The 13,583-nt window shown below is 63.2% G+C and carries 10 protein-coding genes; 9 read left to right on the top strand and 1 reads right to left on the bottom strand.

Translation table 11 applies throughout. The features are described 5' to 3' along the window. Positions 1-60: 60 nt before the first annotated feature. Complete coding sequence (locus NL532_RS27710; protein WP_023827971.1) at positions 61-1,254, top strand: cytochrome P450; 1,194 nt, start codon at positions 61-63, stop codon at positions 1,252-1,254. Beyond that, positions 1,251-2,738 (top strand): aldehyde dehydrogenase, encoded by a 1,488-nt coding sequence (locus NL532_RS27705; protein WP_023692260.1) that lies wholly within the window; start codon positions 1,251-1,253, stop codon positions 2,736-2,738. The genes NL532_RS27710 and NL532_RS27705 overlap by 4 nt, the downstream gene beginning before the upstream one ends. A 177-nt stretch (positions 2,739-2,915) precedes the next feature. Here the strand turns inward: NL532_RS27705 and NL532_RS27700 are convergent, their stop codons facing one another. Next, positions 2,916-5,204: a mechanosensitive ion channel family protein gene (locus tag NL532_RS27700; protein WP_245270155.1), complete on the bottom strand. Its 2,289-nt coding sequence runs from the start codon at positions 5,202-5,204 to the stop codon at positions 2,916-2,918. A gap of 282 nt (positions 5,205-5,486) precedes the next feature. On the opposite strand from NL532_RS27700, the gene NL532_RS27695 reads away from it, so the two are divergent. The 7 genes from NL532_RS27695 to nirD all read left to right on the top strand — a co-directional run bounded on the left by NL532_RS27695 (position 5,487) and on the right by nirD (position 13,580). Beyond that, entirely contained in the window at positions 5,487-6,089 is a 603-nt protein-coding gene (locus tag NL532_RS27695; protein WP_023667842.1) for an ANTAR domain-containing response regulator, read from the top strand. Between the two features lie 2 nt (positions 6,090-6,091). After that, positions 6,092-7,330, top strand: coding sequence for a CmpA/NrtA family ABC transporter substrate-binding protein (locus tag NL532_RS27690; RefSeq protein WP_031202552.1), 1,239 nt, complete (start codon positions 6,092-6,094; stop codon positions 7,328-7,330). Between the two features lie 338 nt (positions 7,331-7,668). After that, positions 7,669-8,997 (top strand): CmpA/NrtA family ABC transporter substrate-binding protein, encoded by a 1,329-nt coding sequence (locus NL532_RS27685; protein ID WP_023667844.1) that lies wholly within the window; start codon positions 7,669-7,671, stop codon positions 8,995-8,997. A gap of 94 nt (positions 8,998-9,091) precedes the next feature. Further along, on the top strand, positions 9,092-9,982 hold the full coding sequence (gene ntrB, locus NL532_RS27680; RefSeq protein ID WP_023682697.1) for a nitrate ABC transporter permease: 891 nt from the start codon (positions 9,092-9,094) through the stop codon (positions 9,980-9,982). Between the two features lie 10 nt (positions 9,983-9,992). Further along, a complete protein-coding gene (locus NL532_RS27675; RefSeq protein ID WP_023827974.1) occupies positions 9,993-10,790 on the top strand; it encodes an ABC transporter ATP-binding protein in 798 nt (265 codons plus the stop codon). Positions 10,791-10,794: 4 nt separating this feature from the next. After that, complete coding sequence (nirB, locus tag NL532_RS27670; protein WP_023708118.1) at positions 10,795-13,245, top strand: nitrite reductase large subunit NirB; 2,451 nt, start codon at positions 10,795-10,797, stop codon at positions 13,243-13,245. 5 nt (positions 13,246-13,250) lie between these two features. Continuing rightward, positions 13,251-13,580 (top strand): nitrite reductase small subunit NirD, encoded by a 330-nt coding sequence (gene nirD / locus NL532_RS27665; protein ID WP_023686954.1) that lies wholly within the window; start codon positions 13,251-13,253, stop codon positions 13,578-13,580. The last annotated feature ends 3 nt before the right edge of the window (positions 13,581-13,583 follow it).

Raw genomic sequence — 13,583 nt, 5'->3', positions numbered from 1 at the left:
CAAAGGACAAGGGGTAGCGCGTTCGGCGCCGCCCCTTTCCATCGCAAGGGAGTAACGGCGTTGAGCTTTGCCGAGAGCATCACCGTTGAGGCGCTGGAAGCCGATCCGTATCCGATCTATGCGGAACTGCGGCGCAGTGCGCCTGTCGCTTTCGTGCCGGCGGTCAATCTCTGGTTCGTCACCCGCTGGAAGGACGTCGAGACCGTCGCAAAGTCACCCGACATCTTCTCCGCCGTCGTCGGTACGTCTCCGGTCGAACGCTCGTTCGGCAAGCCGACCATCCTGACCACCGACGGCGAAACGCATAGACAGCTGCGCCAAGGCGTCGATCCGAAATACCGGCCGCGCACCGTCGCCGCCTATGCCGGCGACCTCGTGCGGTCGATTGCCGAACCTTTTCTCGACCGGATCGCCGAACAAGGCTCCGCCGAGCTGATGGCGGATTATTTCGAGCCGGTGTCGATGCTCAGCCTGGCGCGCTCGCTTGGCCTTGCCGACATCGACATGCCGACGCTGCGCCGCTGGTTCTATGGCCTTGCGCAGGGCGCCATCAATTTCGAGAACGACCCAAAACGGCAAGAGATCGCCGACGCGATCAGCGCCGAGGTCGGCGCAGCCATCCGGCCGACTCTGGATAGACTGGCGCGCGCCCCCGACGGCTCGGCGCTGTCGCATATGCTGCATGACGGCATGCCGGAAGGCACGACGCGGCCGATCGATTTCTTGATGCCGAGCATCAAGGTCATTCTGCTTGGCGGCATGCAGGAGCCCGGACATGGTGCCGGTTCGATCCTCGCCGGCCTGCTTGCGCATCCCGAACAATTGCGGCAGGTGCTCGCCGATCCCGAGACCTTTGTGCCCAGGGCTGTCGATGAAGGCTTGCGCTGGGTGGCGCCGATCGGAACCCAGACGCGGCAGACGACGCGGGCGGTCGAGCTTGGCGGCGTAACCATCCCTGCCGGCGCCGCGGTCGCTGCACTTGTCTCCTCGGCAAGCCGCGACGAGAGCCGCTTTGCCGATCCAGACCGCTTCGACATCAACCGCAGGGAAGGTAATCATGCCGCCTTCGGCTTTGGTCATCATTTCTGTTCGGGCCGGTTTTTCGCGCGCGAGCAGATGTGCCTCGCGTTAAGGCTGCTGCTCCTGCGCTTCCCCGATCTCAGCCTGGTGCCGGGCAAGGTGCCGGTGTTTCGCGGCTGGGAATTCCGTGCGCCAACCACGTTGTATGTTTCCCTGGGAGTCCGCCATCAATGATCAGCCAGAATGCCATCGACGCGCTGCGCAAGACGGAGATCGGCGAGCGGGGCTTGTTTATCGATGGCGTACAGGCCGCAGCGACGAGCGGCGCGACACTGGCGGTGATTTCGCCGATCGACGGCCGCCCTTTTGCCAGCATCGCTGACGGCAATGCCGCCGACATCGATCGCGCGGTCCGATCGGCGCGAAAAGCATTCGAGAAGGGTTCATGGTCGCGCGCCGCCCCTGCCTTTCGCAAGAAGGTGCTGACGAAATTTGCCGAGCTGATCGAAAAACATGTCGATGAGCTGGCCGTGCTTGGCGTGCGCGACAACGGCACCGAGATCGGCATGGCCTACAAGGCCGAGCCGCTGTCGGCGGCCGGCACCATCCGCTACTACGCCGAGGCGATCGACAAGGTCTATGGCGAGATCGCGCCGACGGCCGACAATGTGCTCGGGCTGATCCACAGGGAGCCACTCGGTGTCGTCGGCGTCATCGTGCCGTGGAACTTCCCGCTGATGATCGGCGCCTGGAAGATTGCGCCCGCACTGGCCACCGGCAACAGCGTCGTCGTCAAGCCGCCGGAGATCGCCTCGCTGACCTTGCTGCGGCTGGCCGAACTCGCAAGCGAGGCTGGACTTCCCGAAGGCGTGTTCAACGTCGTTACCGGGCATGGTGCTGTCGCCGGCGAAGCGCTTGGCCTCCACATGGATGTCGACGCCATCGCCTTTACCGGATCGGGGCCGGTCGGCCGGCGGCTGCTCGAATACTCCGCCCGTTCCAATTTGAAGCGGGTCTTCCTCGAGCTTGGCGGCAAGTCGCCCAACATCGTCTTTGCCGACGCTCCGGACCTGAAGCAGGCGGCGGTCGTCTCGGCCAACGGCATCTTTCGCAATTCAGGCCAGGTCTGCGTGGCGGGCTCGCGTCTGCTCGTCCAGTCGTCGGTCTATGATCTTTTCATGGACGAACTTGTCTCGGCAACCACGCGGCTCAAGGTCGGCGACCCGCTCGATCTCGCCAGCGATATCGGTGCGGTATCGAGCGCCGAACAGCTGGACAAGAATCTCGGCTTCGTCGCCATGGCGCAAGCCGAAGGCGCCCGTCTCGTCGCCGGTGGCGAACGGATACTGACCGAGACTGGCGGCAGCTACATGGCGCCGACGATCTTCGAGAACGTGACGCAAGAGATGCAGTTGGCGCGCGAGGAGGTGTTCGGACCGGTGCTCGGCGTGATGCGCTTCGAGACCGAGGAGGAGGCGGTGCATCTCGCCAACTCCACTGTCTACGGACTTGCCTCGGCGGTGTGGACCGCCAATCTTTCCACGGCCCATCGCATGGTGCGCGCCATCAACGCCGGTGTCGTCCACGTCAACACCTATGGCGGAGCCGATATCACCGTGCCGCTTGGCGGCGTCAAACAGTCCGGTTTCGGCCGTGACAAGTCGCTGCATGCGCTGGAGAAATTTGTCGACCTCAAGACCGCCTGGATTGCGCTCTGAGCCTTGCGGAAAGGCCAGCGTATCTGCTCTTTTCGTCAAGCTTGGCCTCAGAAACGCCACGCTGGTGCTGGTTGGCGGCGATCGCGTCACCGCTATCGGCAGTTCCGACTAGCGTGGTGTCGTGGGTCCTGGTTTTGCGCGGAAAGCCGTGTTGCGGCCGGCCGGTATCACGGCGTCCTACTCCGTTGTGCTCGCTTTTTTTCTGCGCCGATTGGTGTGCGACTGGGCGACGGCCATTCGTAATTCGGGTGTGATCTCCAAAGGCGCATTCTCTGTCCCATGCGGGTCTTGCAGCCCCTGGACGTGAACGGTCGGGAATGGGAGCTCGATGCCCTGCTCCTTGAAGGCCTGGCGGAGGCGCAAGAAGAACCTGCCTTTCATGCTGAAGGCGCCTCCAGGTCTGGTCGTGACCTTGACCCTCAAGACGATGCCGTACTCGCCGAACTCCTGCACCCCCTGCATCTTGATCGGTTCGATCACCCAGTGTTTGAACTCCGGATCTTCCGCCAGTTCCAGGCCAATTCGCTTGATCAGTTTGCGAGCAAAGTCGATATCGGTGTCATAGCCAACGGTGATGTTGAATTTGTCGGTGACCCAGTCACGGCTCTGGTTCTGCACGGCGCCGAGTTCGCCGAAAGGTATCGTGAACAGCGGACCACGATGGTGGCGCAGCTTCACCGAGCGCAGCGAAAAGCTCTCCACCGTACCCCTGTAGCTGCCCGATGAAATGTATTCGCCGACACGGAAAGCATCGTCGAGCAGATAAAACACGCCAGAGATCACGTCCTTGACGATGGTTTGCGCGCCAAAACCCACCGCGACGCCGACGACGCCGGCGCCGGCGATCAGCGGGCCGATCTGGATGCCGATCGAAGCGAGCATCATCAGCACCGCCATCACGATGATCACTGCTAGCAGAATGTTCTGGATGATCGGCAACAGCGTGTGCAGCCGCGCCTGATGCGGATCGAGGGTGAGGATGTCTTCTTCGCTCACCACCGCTTGCGGTATCGCGACGCCCAGCTTTCGTTCAATCAAGGCTTTGATGATCGACCAGCCGAAATCGGCAGCAAGGGCAATGACCACGACGTTGATCAAGCCGCGCAATATGAGCATGGTGGTCGTATCGCTGCCGCGCATGGATTGCATGTCCAGGCCCAGTACGCGTGCGAGAAGGTAAGCCGCCGCGAGGATGAAAATCATCCGGATACCGCGATCGATGACAGCGATCGTCACCGCCGGGATCGTCGGCCGGCCCGCATCTTCCGAACCGGGCCGCAGGACGAAATTAACCCCGCGCTCTGTCAGCACAATTGCCAAAGGCAGGAAGAATGCGGTGAAGGTAAACCAGAAGAATGTGTAGAGGCCGGCAATGCGTTCGAGGAACAGAACGACGAAATAAGCCGTCAACAACCATGTCACTGCCGTGTGACCGCTGTGGCGCGCGCCGTCTCGCTGCGTTCTTGGCCGACGCCAAATGGCCAGCAGGAAGAGCAACAGCAATATGAAATCGGCGCCGACGGACAGGACCATCATTCCGTCCTGGTCTATGCCGAGACCCGGCAAGAGGACAAACGCGGCGGCGAAGAAGGCGAAAACGCCGACGATCCGGGGCAGCCAATAAGCCCAATGGTCAGCAGCTCCGTCGGTGATCGGCAGGGCACGAACCTCGATGGCGTGCTCGACCTCCATGAAAGAAGGGACGAGTGTGGCCATCACGTATAGGCGCACAGCCCACGTAAAGACCGCAGCCATCAGAAATGTCAGCACAATCTCGCGGATGAGCGCTGGCCAGTCGAACAGCATGAACGCACCGGCGCTGCCCAGCGCGAACGAGCCGATCATCATGCTGGAATAAAGCGTGCGGCCGCCGATCTTCTTGGCCCGCCCGATGGGCGTATCTCTGGGTTGCGCGATGATCCAAAGACGAAATGGACGGGTGAGCTTGTATATTGCCCAGGTGAGCGCCAGGCCGGCAGCGATAAAGATCGCAATCAGCACCAATATGCTGACGGGGCCCTTGCTGGACATATCGTCCATGGTATTGGCCCGGACGCGCGCGAACTGGTCCGGCAGCGAAGGCAAGGTTCGCACGATCTTTTCGATGTGATGCTTGATCCGATCGAGCGTCGAGGATGCCATAGTATTCATCTGGCCCGGTGCGGCCACGGCGTCGGCCGGCGGAGCGCTAGTCTCGGCAGGCGCTTCCGTTGATCCAGCGGCCGGATTTCGTTGCTCGGCCACCCAGGCCTTCACCGACGGATCGTCGAGAAGCTCGAACAGCTGTTTGACCTTGTCGGGCGCGACGGCGGCCGGTGACTGCGCCTGTGCCGGGCCAGCCAGCAGGAGGGCGATGCCAAGGATGAGCGGCCCGGCAATCAGGGCAAACATCGTCGTCAGGCCTCCGAGACGCCGTGCCGGGCGCGCCAGCTTGCTGGCTCCCAATCGTCGTTTCATGAGCAGCATCGTGCGGTAACCTTCCGGTCAGATCGGCGAGCAAGGACAGCTATGTCCGTCGTTGCCCCCACCTTTAACAAGCCGATGTTGCAGTGCAAGTCTCATCGCACCTAGACCGTTGGGTAGGGCACCAGGCGACCGGCAAGGCTGTCATCACCAGCGCCAGCGTTGCGCTGCGTTCCTTGTCCCGACCACCTAGACCGGGTCGTTGTCGGTCGTCGGTTGCTCCGCGGCGGGAGCCTGTGACCATGCCGCATTGCACAATTTTGCGACCTTGCCCACAATGCACGCATGGTCCGCAGCTCACTCGCCGTCCTGGTCATCGACGAAAACCGTATCCGCGCCGCGATCATCGAGGCAGGTTTGCGCGAGGCCGGCCATGAGCGGGTCACCGTCATCCACGACGTGACCGGCATTGCGCGGCGCATCGCCGAGATCGAGCCGGACGTCATCGTCATCGACCTGGAAAACCCGAACCGCGACATGCTGGAAAACATGTTCCAGCTGTCGCGTGCGGTGAAGCGGCCGATCGCCATGTTCGTCGACCGATCGGACCAGGCATCGATCGAAGCGGCGGTCGATGCCGGCGTTTCGGCCTATGTCGTCGACGGCCTCAGGCAAGAGCGCGTCAAGCCGATCCTGGACATGGCGGTCAGCCGCTTCAACGCTTTCTCGCGCATGGCGCGCGAGCTGGAAGAGGTTCGAGGGGAGCTTGAGAGCCGCAAGGTGATCGACCGTGCCAAGGGCATCCTGATGAAGTCGCGCGGCCTGACCGAAGAGGCCGCCTACACGCTCCTGCGCAAGACGGCGATGAACCAGAACCGCAAGATCGGCGACATTGCCCAGAGCCTGGTGACTGCCGCCGGGCTGCTCGGGCCGTCGGAGGACGAATGAGCATGAGCGCCGAGCACCAGATCACCGCCGGCTTCATGCCGCTCTTCGACAGTGCCGTGCTGGTTGCGGCGGGTGAGCTTGGATTTGCCGCACGCGAGGGCATCGATCTCACACTGCACCGCGAGACCTCCTGGGCCAACATCCGCGACCGCATCGCCATCGGCCATTTCCACCTGGCGCACATGCTGGGGCCGATGCCGCTCGCCTGCAATCTCGGGCTGACGCCGCTTGCTTCCGAGACCATCGTGCCGTTTTCGCTCGGGCTTGGCGGAAATTGCGTCACCATCTCCAACGCCGTCTGGGAAGGCATGGCGGCACACGGCGCCATACCCGATCTCGAGCCCGCGCGGGCGGGCGCAGCCCTTCGTGCGTTCATTCGCGAGCGCGCCAGGGCTGGCGGCGATCCGCTGCGCTTTGCCGTGGTGCACCCGCATTCGGGGCATAATTACGAACTGCGCTACTGGCTTGCCGGGTGCGGCATCGATCCGGAGCGCGAGATCGAGATCGTCATCGTGCCACCGCCCTTCATGGCCGATGCGCTGGTCGCCGGGCGGATCGACGGCTACTGCGTGGGCGAGCCCTGGAACAGCGCCTCGGTCGCCGCCGGCACCGGCCATATCGTCACCGTCAAGGCGCTGCTGTGGCGCAACAGTCCGGAGAAGGTGATCGGCGTGCGCAAGGCCTGGTCGCAGGAGAACCCGGTCGCGCTGGCAGCATTGCTGCGCGCGCTGCATCATTCGGCGCGCTGGTGCCAGGATCCGGGCAACCACGCCGAACTGGCTGGTGTGATGGCTCAAGCTGGCTTCCTGGGCCTGCCACCAGCTGTCCAGATGCCGATCCTGACCGGCCATCTTGAACTGGGCGGCGGCGCCGAACTGGATGTCGACGACTTCTTCCTGCCCTTCGACAAGGCGGCGAACTTTCCGTGGAAGAGCCATGCGCTGTGGTTCTATACGCAGATGGTGCGCTGGGGGCATGTCGAGCACACGCCGGAAAACCTTGCTATCGCCCGTGACTGCTACCGTCCGGACCTCTACCGCTCGGCGCTAAAGCCGCTTGGCGTTGCACTTCCCGGCGCCAATGCGAAGGTCGAGGGCGCGCTTAAGGTCGCCACGGCTGTCGGTGCGACTGGGGCAGGCTTGGTGCTTGGGCCGGACGGCTTCTTCGACGGTCAGACCTTCGACCCCGACGAGATCGACGGCTATATAGCGCGCCAGAAAGTCGCTCGCGCGGAAGCCTGATCATTCTCGCGCCATTCTTGTGCATTGCACAAAAAATGTGCGTGCGATTGCTGTAATGAACAATCTTTGACCTGCTTGCGATGTCGCCTCACGTGCCGGCGTCTGGCGCGTAATGTTGATTTCATTTAGGTTTTTCGTTTCACTCAGAACTGGCACGGTTCCTGCTTTGAATTAGCCAGACCCTTCGCGGGTCACGGAACAGGCGTCCAATGGCGGGCGCCACAGGCAAAGCTGCCGCTCAGGTCAACGACGCGATCCCGGATGTACGGACGCGCGAGGCCTGGACGGCGGCTTTTTTGTTTTGGGCCACTCGACGAAGCGTTCAACCGGAGATCACGATGAAAGAAAAAATAGGAAAATGGATCGGGACGGGAACATCGCTCAAGGATGTGACGCGCCGCGATTTTCTTGTCAGCAGCGCCATGACGGCCGGCCTGTTCGTGGCGGCCCGCAAGCTCTTCCCCTCGGGCGCCTATGCCGCCACGACCGCTCCGGAGGTCACCGGCGCCAAGCTCGGCTTCATCGCGCTGACCGACGCGGCGCCGCTGATGATCGCCAAGGAGAAGGGGCTGTTCGCCAAGTTCGGCATGCCCGACGTCGAGGTGATCAAGCAGGCCTCCTGGGGCGCGACGCGCGACAATCTGATGCTCGGCGGCGAAGCCAACGGCATCGACGGCGCTCACATCCTGACGCCGCTGCCCTATCTCATGCACACCGGCAAGGTGACGCAGAACAACCAGCCGATGCCGATGGCTATCGTGGCGCGGCTCAACTACGACTGCCAGGGCATTTCGGTTGCGCAGGAATACGCCGGCACCGGTGTCGGGCTCGACGCCTCCAAGCTGAAGGACGCCTTCGCCGCCAAGAAGGCGGCCGGCAAGGAAATCAAGGCCGCCATGACGTTCCCGGGCGGGACCCATGATTTGTGGCTCCGTTACTGGCTTGCCGCCGGCGGCATCGATCCCGACAAGGACGTCTCGACCATTGTCGTGCCGCCGCCGCAGATGGTCGCCAACATGAAAGTCGGCAACATGGACGTGTTCTGCGTTGGCGAACCGTGGAACGAACAGCTCGTCCACCAGGGCGTTGGTTTCACCGCCGCCACCACCGGCGAACTGTGGAAGGGTCATCCCGAAAAGGCGCTCGGCCTCCGCGCCGAATTCATCGACAAATACCCGAACGCCACCAAGGCGATCGTGATGGCCGTCATGGAGGCCCAGCAATGGTGTGAGGCCACGGAGAACAAGGACGAGATGGCCGCCATCATCGGCAAGCGGCAATGGATGAACGTGCCTGTCGCCGACATTATCGGCCGCCTCAAGGGCGACATCAACTACGGCAATGGCCGCGTGGCCACCGGCACTGACCTCTACATGAAATTCTGGAAGGGTGGCGTCTCCTATCCCTACAAGAGCCACGACAGCTGGTTCCTCGCCGAAAACATCCGTTGGGGAAAATTCGCGCCGACCACCGACATCAAGACGCTGGTCGATCAGGTCAATCGCGAGGATATCTGGCGCGAGGCGGCGAAGGATCTCGGCGTTGCCGCAGCCGATATTCCGGCCTCGTCGTCGCGTGGCGTCGAGACATTCTTCGACGGCAAGATTTTCGACCCGGCCAACCCGTCGGCCTATCTCGACAGCCTGAAGATCAAGGCATCGGCTTGACCGGCGCAAACGGCGCGTTGCGCCGTTTGTCGCCCCCAGCGCAACGGCGCTTCGCCGCTTGTCGCCCGCATCGACCCCGGAGTTATACTCAGACATGTCCATCCAAGCCATTGAGGAAACCACGGTGAAGGCGTTCCCCGCGAAGCCTGCCGCGGTCATCGCTTTCACCGCCAAAGCGCGGCGCCGCTTCGACCCGATCGCGATCGCCGGCAGGCTGGCCACCGCCCTGGTGCCGCCGGTCATCGTTATCGCCTTCATGCTGGTCGTGTGGCAGATCGCCTGCTCGTCGCCGACCGCCAGCCTGCCGCCGCCCAGCCAGGTGTGGAACGAGGCCTATGACCTGATCGCGCATCCGTTCTTCAACAACGGCCCGCAGGATATCGGCCTTGCGTGGCGGGTGCTGATCTCTCTGCAGCGCGTCGCCATCGGCTTCGGCCTGGCGGCGATCGTCGGCGTCGCGCTCGGCGCCCTGGTCGGCCAGTCGATCTGGGCCATGCGTGGCCTCGATCCGGTGTTCCAGATACTGCGCACCGTGCCGCCGCTGGCCTGGTTGCCGCTGTCGCTGGCTGCTTTCCGCGATTCCAGCCCGTCGGCGCTGTTCGTTATCTTCATCACCTCGATCTGGCCGATCATCATCAACACCGCCGTCGGCGTGCGAAACATTCCGGAAGACTACCGCAACGTCTCACGCATCTTGCGGCTCAACCAGTTCGAATTCTTCGTCAAGATCATGGTTCCGGCCGCCGCACCCTACATCTTCACCGGCCTCAGAATCGGCATCGGCCTGTCCTGGCTCGCCATCGTCGCCGCCGAAATGCTGACCGGCGGCGTCGGCATCGGCTTCTTCATCTGGGACGCCTGGAACTCGTCGCGGCTGCCCGACATCATCGTCGCGCTCGCCTATATCGGCGTCACCGGTTTCTGCCTCGACCGCCTGGTCGCTGCGGTCGGCGCTTTCGTCACCCGCGGCACAACGGCAAAGTGAGGAGAGGGCGATGACGGCCTATCTGAAGCTCGACCATATCGACAAATCCTTTGCCCGCGGCGGTCAGGTCAGCGAGGTGCTCAAGGACATCAGGCTGACCATCGACAAGGGCGAATTCGTCTCCATCATCGGCCATTCCGGCTGTGGCAAGTCGACCTTGCTCAATCTGATCGCCGGGCTGACCAAGGTTTCCGCCGGCGCCGTGCTGCTTGAAAACAAGGAGGTCGACAGCCCCGGACCCGAGCGCGCCGTGGTGTTCCAGAACCACAGCCTGCTGCCATGGCTCACCGTCTACGAAAACATCAGCCTGGCGGTGTCGAAAGTCTTTGGTCGTTCCAAGAGCAGGACCGAACGGCATGACTGGATCAGGCGCAATCTTGATCTCGTGCAGATGGCCCATGCCAAGGACAAGCGGCCGGCCGAAATATCGGGCGGCATGAAGCAGCGCGTCGGCATTGCCCGGGCGCTTGCCATGGAGCCGAAGATCCTGTTGCTCGACGAGCCGTTCGGTGCACTCGACGCGCTGACGCGCGCCCATCTTCAGGACGCGGTCATGGACATCCATTCCAGGCTCGGCTCGACGACGATCATGATCACCCACGATGTCGACGAGGCGGTATTGTTGTCCGATCGCATCGTCATGATGACCAACGGTCCGGCGGCGACCATCGGCGAGGTGCTTGCGGTGCCGCTGGCACGGCCGCGTCGCCGCGTCGAACTCTCTTCCGACCGCACCTTTTTGCGCTGCCGCGAAGCGGTGCTGAAGTTCCTCTATGAACGTCATCGCTTCGTCGAAGCCGCGGAGTAACGCCATGACCGAAAAGCTCGTCATCATCGGCAACGGCATGGCCCCTGGGCGCATGCTGGAGCATCTGCTCGAACAGGCGCCGGGCCGCTACACCGTGACCATCTTCAACGCCGAGCCGCGGGTGAACTACGACCGCATCATGCTGTCGCCGGTTCTCTCCGGCGAAAAGGCCTATGAGGAAATCATCATCCACGGCGACGGCTGGTACATCGCCAACAACATCACCCTCTACAAGGGTCACAAGATCGTCGCCATCGACCGGGCGGCCAAGACCGTCACCTCCGACCACGGCGTCACCGAGCCTTACGACAAGCTCGTCATCGCCACCGGATCAGTGCCTTTCATCATTCCGGTGCCCGGTCACGATCTGCCGGGCGTGCTGACCTATCGCGACCTCGACGATGTTCAGGCCATGATGCTTGCCGCCCAGTCGCGCGCCAAGGCCGTGGTCATCGGCGGCGGCCTGCTCGGGCTGGAGGCGGCAGCAGGTTTGAACGCCCAAGGCATGGACGTCACCGTGCTGCATGTCATGCCGACATTGATGGAGCGTCAGCTCGATCCAGCCGCCGGCTATCTCCTGCAGCGCGCGGTGGAACAGCGCGGCATCAAGGTCATCACCAAGGCCAACACCCAGGCGATCACCGGCAACGGCAAGGTCGGGCAGGTGGAGCTTGCCGACGGCACCATCATCCCGGCAACGCTGGTGGTGATGGCGGTCGGCATCCGGCCGAATGCGGCGCTGGCCAAGGAGGCCGGCATAGCCGTCAATCGTGGTATTGTCGTCGATGCCGGCATGCGCAGCAACGACCCCGACGTCTACGCGCTCGGCGAATGCGCCGAGGTCAACGGCCAGGTCTACGGGCTGGTCGCGCCGCTCTACGAGATGGCGCGCGTTGCCGCGAACCAGTTGGCCGGCAACGAGGCAGCGGCCTTCGTCCACATGGACACGCCGACCAAGCTCAAGGTCACCGGCATCGACCTGTTCTCGCTTGGCGACTTCGCCGAAGGCGAGGACCGCCAGGAGATCGTGCTGCGCGATGCCGCCGCCGGCGTCTACAAGCGCCTTGTGCTCAAGGACGACCGCATCATCGGCACCGTGCTTTATGGCGAGACGGCGGATGGGGCCTGGTTCAACGATCTCAAGAAGAAGCAGACCGACATATCGGAGATGCGCGACACGCTCATCTTCGGCCAGTCCTACCAGGGGGGTGCCCCGCTGGACCCTATGGCGGCCGTTGCAGCCTTGCCGGATGATGCGGAAATCTGCGGCTGCAACGGCGTTTGCAAGGGAAAGATCACCGGCGCGATCACGGCCAAGGGCCTGGCTTCGCTCGACGACGTGCGCGCCCACACCAAGGCATCGGCTTCCTGCGGTTCGTGCACCGGGCTGGTCGAGAAGCTGATGGTGCTGACCATCGGCGACAAATACAACCCGGCCGCCGTGCAACCGATGTGCGGCTGCACCACGCTCGGCCATGACGAGGTGCGCCGGCTGATCATCGCCAAGAGCCTGAAGACCATTCCCGCCGTCATGCAGGAGCTGGAATGGACGACCTCCTGCGGCTGCGCAAAATGTCGGCCGGCGCTCAACTACTACCTCGTCTGCGACTGGCCGAACGATTACGCCGACGACTATCAGTCGCGCTTCATCAACGAACGCGTCCACGCCAACATCCAGAAGGACGGCACCTATTCGGTGGTGCCGCGCATGTGGGGCGGCGTCACCAACGCCGCCGAACTGCGCGCCATCGCCGACGTCGTCGACAAGTTCGAGATACCGATGGTCAAGGTCACCGGCGGCCAGCGCATCGACATGCTGGGCATCCGCAAGGAGGATCTGCCGGCGGTGTGGGCCGATCTCGGCCAGGCCGGCTTCGTCTCAGGCCATGCTTACGCCAAGGGCCTGCGCACGGTGAAGACCTGTGTCGGCTCCGACTGGTGCCGCTTCGGCACGCAGGATTCGACCGGCCTCGGCATTCGCATCGAGAAATTCATGTGGGGCTCGTGGACCCCGGCCAAGGTCAAAATGGCGGTGTCGGGCTGTCCGCGCAACTGCGCCGAGGCGACCTGCAAGGATGTCGGCGTGATCTGTGTCGACAGTGGCTACGAGATCCATTTCGCCGGCGCCGCCGGCCTCGACATCAAGGGCACCGAAGTGCTTGGCCTGGTCAAGACCGAGGACGAGGCGCTGGAGCATATCGTGGCGCTGACGCAGATGTATCGCGAGCAGGGCCGCTATCTCGAGCGCATCTACAAATGGGCCAAGCGCATCGGCATCCCCGAGATCAAGCGCCAGATCATGGACGACGGTGCAAAGCGCAAGGCCTATTACGAGCGCTTCGTCTTCAGCCAGAAATTCGCCCAGGTCGACCCGTGGTCGGAACGCGTCTCCGGCAAGGACAAGCACGAGTTCCGGCCAATGGCTTCTGTCGGGTTTGCGCAGGCGGCGGAGTGATCAAAATGGACTGGATATCGATCGGCTCACTCTCCGACATCCCGCGGCGTGGCGCGCGCTGCGTCGACACACCCGAGGGCAAGATCGCCGTCTTCCGCACGCAGGACGATCAGGTCTATGCCATCGACGATCATTGCCCGCACAGAGGTGGGCCGCTGAGCCAAGGCATCGTCCACGGCACCGCCGTCACCTGTCCCTTGCACAATTGGGTCATCTCGCTGGAGACGGGCAAGGCGCTCGGCGCCGACGAGGGCGCCGTGCGCACCATTCCTGTGCGGATCGAGGGCGAGCTCCTGTTCATTGCGCTGAAAGCGCTGGCCAGCCGCGCGGCCTGAAGC

The organism is Mesorhizobium sp. C120A (genome assembly GCF_030323105.1).
Classification (GTDB): Bacteria; Pseudomonadota; Alphaproteobacteria; order Rhizobiales; family Rhizobiaceae; genus Mesorhizobium.
This window is presented reverse-complemented; position numbering and strand designations above follow the sequence as displayed.

What these genes read in the sequence shown, in the direction of transcription:
- NL532_RS27690 (WP_031202552.1), top strand. Translation starts at nt 6,092, where the DNA reads ATGAGCGCCGAGCACCAGATCACCGCCGGCTTCATGCCGCTCTTCGAC.
- NL532_RS27685 (WP_023667844.1), top strand. Translation starts at nt 7,669, where the DNA reads ATGAAAGAAAAAATAGGAAAATGGATCGGGACGGGAACATCGCTCAAG.
- nirB (WP_023708118.1), top strand. Translation starts at nt 10,795, where the DNA reads ATGACCGAAAAGCTCGTCATCATCGGCAACGGCATGGCCCCTGGGCGC.
- NL532_RS27695 (WP_023667842.1), top strand. Translation starts at nt 5,487, where the DNA reads ATGGTCCGCAGCTCACTCGCCGTCCTGGTCATCGACGAAAACCGTATC.
- NL532_RS27705 (WP_023692260.1), top strand. Translation starts at nt 1,251, where the DNA reads ATGATCAGCCAGAATGCCATCGACGCGCTGCGCAAGACGGAGATCGGC.
- nirD (WP_023686954.1), top strand. Translation starts at nt 13,251, where the DNA reads ATGGACTGGATATCGATCGGCTCACTCTCCGACATCCCGCGGCGTGGC.
- ntrB (WP_023682697.1), top strand. Translation starts at nt 9,092, where the DNA reads ATGTCCATCCAAGCCATTGAGGAAACCACGGTGAAGGCGTTCCCCGCG.
- NL532_RS27675 (WP_023827974.1), top strand. Translation starts at nt 9,993, where the DNA reads ATGACGGCCTATCTGAAGCTCGACCATATCGACAAATCCTTTGCCCGC.
- NL532_RS27700 (WP_245270155.1), bottom strand. Translation starts at nt 5,204, where the DNA reads ATGCTGCTCATGAAACGACGATTGGGAGCCAGCAAGCTGGCGCGCCCG.